Annotated in this window: 4 protein-coding genes and 2 tRNA genes; 5 read left to right on the top strand and 1 reads right to left on the bottom strand. The window is 52.9% G+C overall.

Features of this window, described 5'->3' with window-relative positions:
* Positions 1–260: 260 nt before the first annotated feature.
* Positions 261–2,279, bottom strand: a complete 2,019-nt coding sequence (locus BMW41_RS13825; protein WP_074650784.1) for an ABC-F family ATP-binding cassette domain-containing protein — start codon at positions 2,277–2,279, stop codon at positions 261–263.
* Positions 2,280–2,529: 250 nt separating this feature from the next.
* Between BMW41_RS13825 and galE the strand changes: the two genes are divergently transcribed.
* From galE to BMW41_RS13800, 5 genes are all read left to right on the top strand, one after another.
* Positions 2,530–3,549 (top strand): UDP-glucose 4-epimerase GalE, encoded by a 1,020-nt coding sequence (galE, locus tag BMW41_RS13820; RefSeq protein ID WP_074650782.1) that lies wholly within the window; start codon positions 2,530–2,532, stop codon positions 3,547–3,549.
* 172 nt (positions 3,550–3,721) lie between these two features.
* The gene (locus tag BMW41_RS13815) at positions 3,722–4,093 is read left to right on the top strand and encodes a zinc ribbon domain-containing protein (RefSeq protein WP_074650781.1); all 372 of its coding nucleotides are present in this window, start codon (positions 3,722–3,724) and stop codon (positions 4,091–4,093) included.
* A gap of 121 nt (positions 4,094–4,214) precedes the next feature.
* Positions 4,215–4,288 (top strand) — tRNA-Pro (locus tag BMW41_RS13810).
* Positions 4,289–4,339: 51 nt separating this feature from the next.
* A tRNA-Glu gene (locus BMW41_RS13805) sits at positions 4,340–4,411 on the top strand.
* 194 nt (positions 4,412–4,605) lie between these two features.
* Entirely contained in the window at positions 4,606–5,514 is a 909-nt protein-coding gene (locus BMW41_RS13800; RefSeq protein WP_074650779.1) for a hypothetical protein, read from the top strand.
* The last annotated feature ends 241 nt before the right edge of the window (positions 5,515–5,755 follow it).

Here is a 5,755-nt window from a genome sequence, read left to right as displayed (position 1 = left end):
TCACTTCATAACAGTGCGTGCCATGGAAATTCACTTAGCGAGGTTTTCTCGAGCTTAGTGAATTTGCTTACAGCGGCGTGCGCATCCTCGCGGAGTGTTTCGGTTTCATAGGGAATTTCGGAGAAATTTCCTATGAAACCGAAAAGAGAGCGGTACTTCCCGGAAACAGGAGGTACCGCTCTCTTTTTGCTTTTTTGTTTCTTTTTACCTTTGTTTTTTTACGCTGTCTGACGGAAGGCGATCAAAACGTCCGGCAGTTTTTATTCCATCTCCGCAAGTTCTTCCCACTTTTCGTAAAGCGGCTCCAGTTTTGCGGTAATTTCTTCCTTTTCGCGGTTTAACTTCATGAGTTTTGCGACGTCGGAATAGATATCCGTCTGGGAGAGGATGCCGTCGATCTCTTCGCTGCGGGTCTCCAGTTCGTGAATCTCTTTTTCGGTCTTTTTCAGATCATTCTGAATTTTGCGGATTCGTGCCTGTTCTTCTTTCTGCTGCTGCCAGCTGAGCTTTCCGTCGGAGACTTCTTTCCCGGCACTGTCCGAACGGCCTGCTGCCGCATTTTTCTGACCGATGCTTCCGAACACCGTACCTGCGGCGCTCTCCGGAGAGGAGAGGTCTCCGGTTTTTCCGGAAGAAGGTTTGCGGGATATTTTTTCCAGAAATGCCTTTTCCGTATCTTCTTTCTTCTCCAGATAATAATCGTAGTTGCCGATATAATTCAGCAGCGAGCCCATGGTGAGGTCCAGAACGCGGGTGGCGGTCTGATTGATGAAATACCGGTCATGGGATACACAGAGAACGGTTCCGGTATAACGGTTCAGCGCATTTTCAAGGATTTCCTTGGATGCGATGTCCAGATGGTTTGTCGGCTCATCGAGAATCAGGAAATTCGCCTCGGAGAGCATGAGCTTGGCGAGAGAGACGCGGCCGCGCTCGCCGCCCGACAGAGAGCCGATCCGTTTAAATACATCCTCACCGGTAAAGAGAAAGGCGGCGAGCACATTGCGGATCTCGGTGTTGTTCATGTCCGGATGCTCGTCGGAGATCTCCTGAAAAATAGTCTTGTCCATGTCAAGAACCTGATGCTCCTGATCGTAGTAACCGATGTTGACCTTGGTTCCCCGGCGGATCTCGCCGCTGTCCGGAAGAAGCTGCCCGATGATGAGTTTCAGCAGAGTGGACTTTCCGGTCCCGTTGTTTCCGATGATGGCGACCCGTTCGCCGCGGTGGATCTCAAAATTGACATCCCGGAAAAGGATATCGCCGTCGAATCCCTTCTCCAGACCGGTGACCGTCAGAACGTCTTTTCCGCTGGCCACGGAAGGTTCAAGCGTGAAGTGCATCTCGGTGGAATCTTCTTCCGGCTTTTCGAGAAGCTCCATCTTGTCCAGCATTTTCTCACGGCTGTCCGCACGCTTGATGAATTTTTCGCGGTTGAAAGAGCGAAGTTTGGCAATGACGGCTTCCTGATGCTTGATTTCAGCCTGCTGGTTCATGTAAGCGCGGATGATGCCGGCGCGAACGATGGCCTTCTTTTTGCTGTATTCCGTGTAATTGCCCGGAAAGGACATTGCCTTGCCGTGATCGATCTCCACGATCTGTGTTGAAACGCGGTCGAGGAAATAGCGGTCATGCGCCACGATGATGACGGTTCCGGCGTAATTCAGGAGATAGGTCTCCAGCCACGCAATGGAATTCATGTCAAGATGGTTGGTCGGCTCGTCCAGCATGATGATGTCCGGTTTGGACAGGAGAAGTTTTCCGAGAGACACCCGGGTCTTCTGACCACCGGAGAGTTCGCAGACCGGACGGCGGAATTCTTCCTCGGCAAAGCCCAGCCCCTTCAGGACACCGGTGATCTCGCTCTGCCAGGCATAACCGTTGGCCAGCTCATACTCATGATCCAGGCGGCTGTAGTCGTCCATGACCTTCTGAAGGTCGTCGCCCTCGGTTTCCGTCATGCGGTGTTCCAGCGCCCGGAGACGGCGCTCCATCTCAAGAATCGGCTGTTTGACCTCCATCAGACACTCGTAGATCGGTGTCGTGTCATCCAGATCCTGATGCTGGGCAAGGTAACCGACGGTTTTTCCGTGCTGAACGGTGACATCGCCCTCGTCCGGGTTCATTTCCCCGATGATAATCTTTAAGAGGGTCGATTTTCCGGCGCCGTTGATGCCGACGATGGAACAGCGGGCGTGTTCTTCAATATGAAAGGAAACATGATCCAGAATTGTGTTTCCGTTAAAGGTTTTGGTTATATTGTTGCAGGATAAAATCATAAATGCCTCATTTCGATAACTGTACAACCGGTGTCCGGATGTGCTAACATACCTTTTACAACCGCAGATAAAGGAAAATGCGGCAGCGCGGGATGCCTGGCCCCTCTGTTTCAGCACGGGGCGGTGTACCCGATGGATAAAGTATGGTATGATAATGCATATATTTATACTTTATACGCCAAACAGTTATTATAGTATAAAGTAAAAGGCATTTCAAGAAATCCGGCAGGATGGAAAAGGGGCGGAAGGTATGACAGTATTGGTAACCGGTGGAGCGGGATACATCGGAAGTCACATATGCGTGGAGCTTTTGGAGCAGGGTTATCAGGTTATTGTTGCGGACAGCCTGATCAACTCTTCGGAGGAAGCAATCGAGCGGGTGGAAAAGATTACCGGAAAACGGATCTTTTTCTACCAGGCGAATCTGTGCCACAAGCAGGACGTCGCGGAAATCTTCGACGAGGAGGACATTGACGCCGTTATTCATGTGGCGGGACACCGGTCCATCGCCCAGTCGGTCATCGATCCGCTGGAGTATTACTATAATGATATTGCGGGAACGCTGGTTCTGTGCAATGCCATGCGCAAACACAATGTCAGGAAGATGATTTTCAGTTCCTCCGCCATGGTCTACGGCGATCTGGAAGTGGATGATATGCCGCTTCGGGAAAAAAGCCCCTGCGGAAAGGTGTCCAGCCCGTACGGAAGAATCAAAGTGGCGCTGGAACAGATGATGCGCGACATTCACCACGCCGACCCGGAGTGGAATATTGTTCTTCTGCGGTATTTCAATGCCATCGGGGCGCATCCCAGCGGTCTGATCGGCGATTATCCGAAAATGACGCCGAACAATCTGGTTCCATACATCGGAGAGGTGGCGGTCGGCCGGCAGAAGAGCGTCGGCATCTTCGGGGATGATTATCCGACCCCGGACGGCACTGGAATCCGGGATTATATTCATGTGTTCGATGTCGCAAAGGGCCATGTGGCTGCGCTGAAGCTGATGGAGCAGGAACCGGCGGTGAGAACCTACAACCTCGGAACGGGTCACGGATACAGCGTATTTGATGTGATTCATACCTACGAGAAAGTCTGCGGCGTACCGATTCCCTATGAGATCCGGCAGAAACGGCCGGGGGATATTGCGGTGCTTTATGCCGATCCCTCCAAGGCTGAGAGAGAGCTTGGATGGAAGGCGGAGAAAACACTGGAAGAGATGTGCGCGGATTCGTACCGGTGGAAATCGAATTCCAACGGATATAAATTCTGAAACAGTATCGCCTCATCCATGGGCGGCGGCAGGACGGGAGAAAAGACCGGACAGATTTGACAGCATGCGGGCGGTAGGATAAAATAAATGCGGCAATGCGTAAAATATGCCGGGTCTTGTCCGGCATTGTCGGCAGGAGAATCACCGCGTCGAACGAGGGGAGAACGGAACAATGGCATTTTTTGATGATTTAACCAGAGTGATATTCGATAAGAGCCGCGAGGCAGCGGAAAAGGTGAAAGACATGACCGACGTCATTTCCCTGAAATCCAAGCTTTCCACGGAAAAAGAACGCGTGAACAGCGCGTATATAGAACTGGGCAAATACTATTATGAGCAGAATCAGGAACAGGAACTGCCGCAGTTTGAACCGGAATTTCGCGTGATTCGCACCGGTCTGATCCGCATCGCGGAACTGGAGGATGAGATTATGGAACTGGAAGGGACCAGAATCTGTCCGGAGTGCGGCGCGAAGCTCGCCAGGGGAGCGCGTTTCTGCAGTGTGTGCGGAGCTCCGATGGCCGAGAGAGAGGATGAACGATAAGAATTTTCTTAATTGAATAAATTCTTTGAAAAATTTTTTACAAAAAGTGTTGACATGTCGTTGGACAGTTGATATACTATCGTACGTAATCGAGCGGGGCACCCCCGCGAGAGAACGGAATCGAGGCGTGGCTCAGTTTGGTAGAGCGCTGCGTTCGGGACGCAGAGGCCGCAAGTTCGAATCTTGTCGCCTCGATTGTATTGAGCAAAACTGTGAAACATAGTTTGACTCATATAAATTCAATAAGGCCTCGTGGTCAAGCGGTTAAGACGACGCCCTCTCACGGCGTAATCCCGGGTTCGATTCCCGGCGAGGTCATTCTAAGAACTCCGGAGTTTTTCTCCGGAGTTTTTTCGGCTTCGGGAGGCGATGCATCCGACATTGGGACTTACGCGGGAAAGGATGCAGAAAGACATGGAATACCGGCGTATAATATGAGATAATGGTTTCATGAGCGAATCCGGACAGATGAGGCGGATTCGTGATATTCCGAAAAGAAACGGGGAAGAGTTGTGATTCAGAAAACAGGATTGATTCTGGCTGCGATGGCTGTCGCGCTGGCCGTCGGCTGTGGATCCGCCAGACGGAATTCCGGTTCAGCCGAACCGGAAGAAACCACGGCGGCAGTCCGGACCAGGGAATATGCGCTGGATAAATCGAAAATCAGAAATGTTTCGCCGGCAGAAAACAGCAGTCTGACGGAAGCGGGTGATCCGTTGTCGGTATCCGGGACGGGAGAGGGCATGCCGTCCGAACCGGCGGCAGAGGGTGAGAACCCGGCAGAGAGTGCTGCGACGGAGAACCCGCTGAGTGTTCCGGAAGGCGGAGCGGGAGCAGCCTCGGGGGAGAATGCTGCCCCTGAGGGGAATCCTGTGGCAGAGACGGGACGGATTGATGAAAATACGCAGGTTGTATCCGCACAGACGGAAGCTCCGGCGGAAGAGGCACTTTCCGAATACCGCATCACACATTTTTTCGGCACCGAGGGAGATGTGGAGAATTATATGAAAGCCCGTGCGGTGGACGGCAGCTGCGCATCCATCGGACGCAACCGGACATATTCCTGCATTGAAGTGATGGCGACACCGACTCAGGCGGGGATCTGGGTGAATTCGGCCAATGAGGCACTGGGTCAGATCGTCGCATCGGAGGAACAGAGGGACAATTTTCGGCTGGAGGTCAGCGAAGACCGGCGGCTTTTGAATATTGCTGCGGATGACTCCTGGAATCAGGAAAAGCTTCACCGCGATGTGGCGCAGGCTCTGTATCAAATGCAGATCTGTCAGATTTTCAGCGGAATCCCGGACTGGAGCGTGGATTTCCGTATCGTGAACCGCCATAACGGGGCTGTGGTTTATGAAGTGCAGTACCCGCAGCAGCAGATCGATTTTACGGATGCGGTCTGGAAGGGCGGTGCGTAAGGCGACCCGGCCGGGAACAGGCAGGATATCTGCTCCCGGCAGCCATCTGGTCATTCCTGCCCGGAGCCGTCGCATTCCGGATCGGGAAGCACGCACAGCCGCAATCGCAGATAATCATGAACGATAGAGCAAAGTCCGCAAGCGGACTTCGGCTCCCCCATCCCCTCAGTCCTGAGGGGAGCCCCGCGGACTTTGCGCGCCGCCGCTGGTCACCGTTAGGTGACAGCTTCCTTGGCGAAGC

Source organism: [Clostridium] aminophilum, assembly GCF_900101295.1.
In the GTDB taxonomy this organism is placed as follows: Bacteria; Bacillota; Clostridia; order Lachnospirales; family Lachnospiraceae; genus Clostridium_R; species Clostridium_R aminophilum_A.
This window is presented reverse-complemented; position numbering and strand designations above follow the sequence as displayed.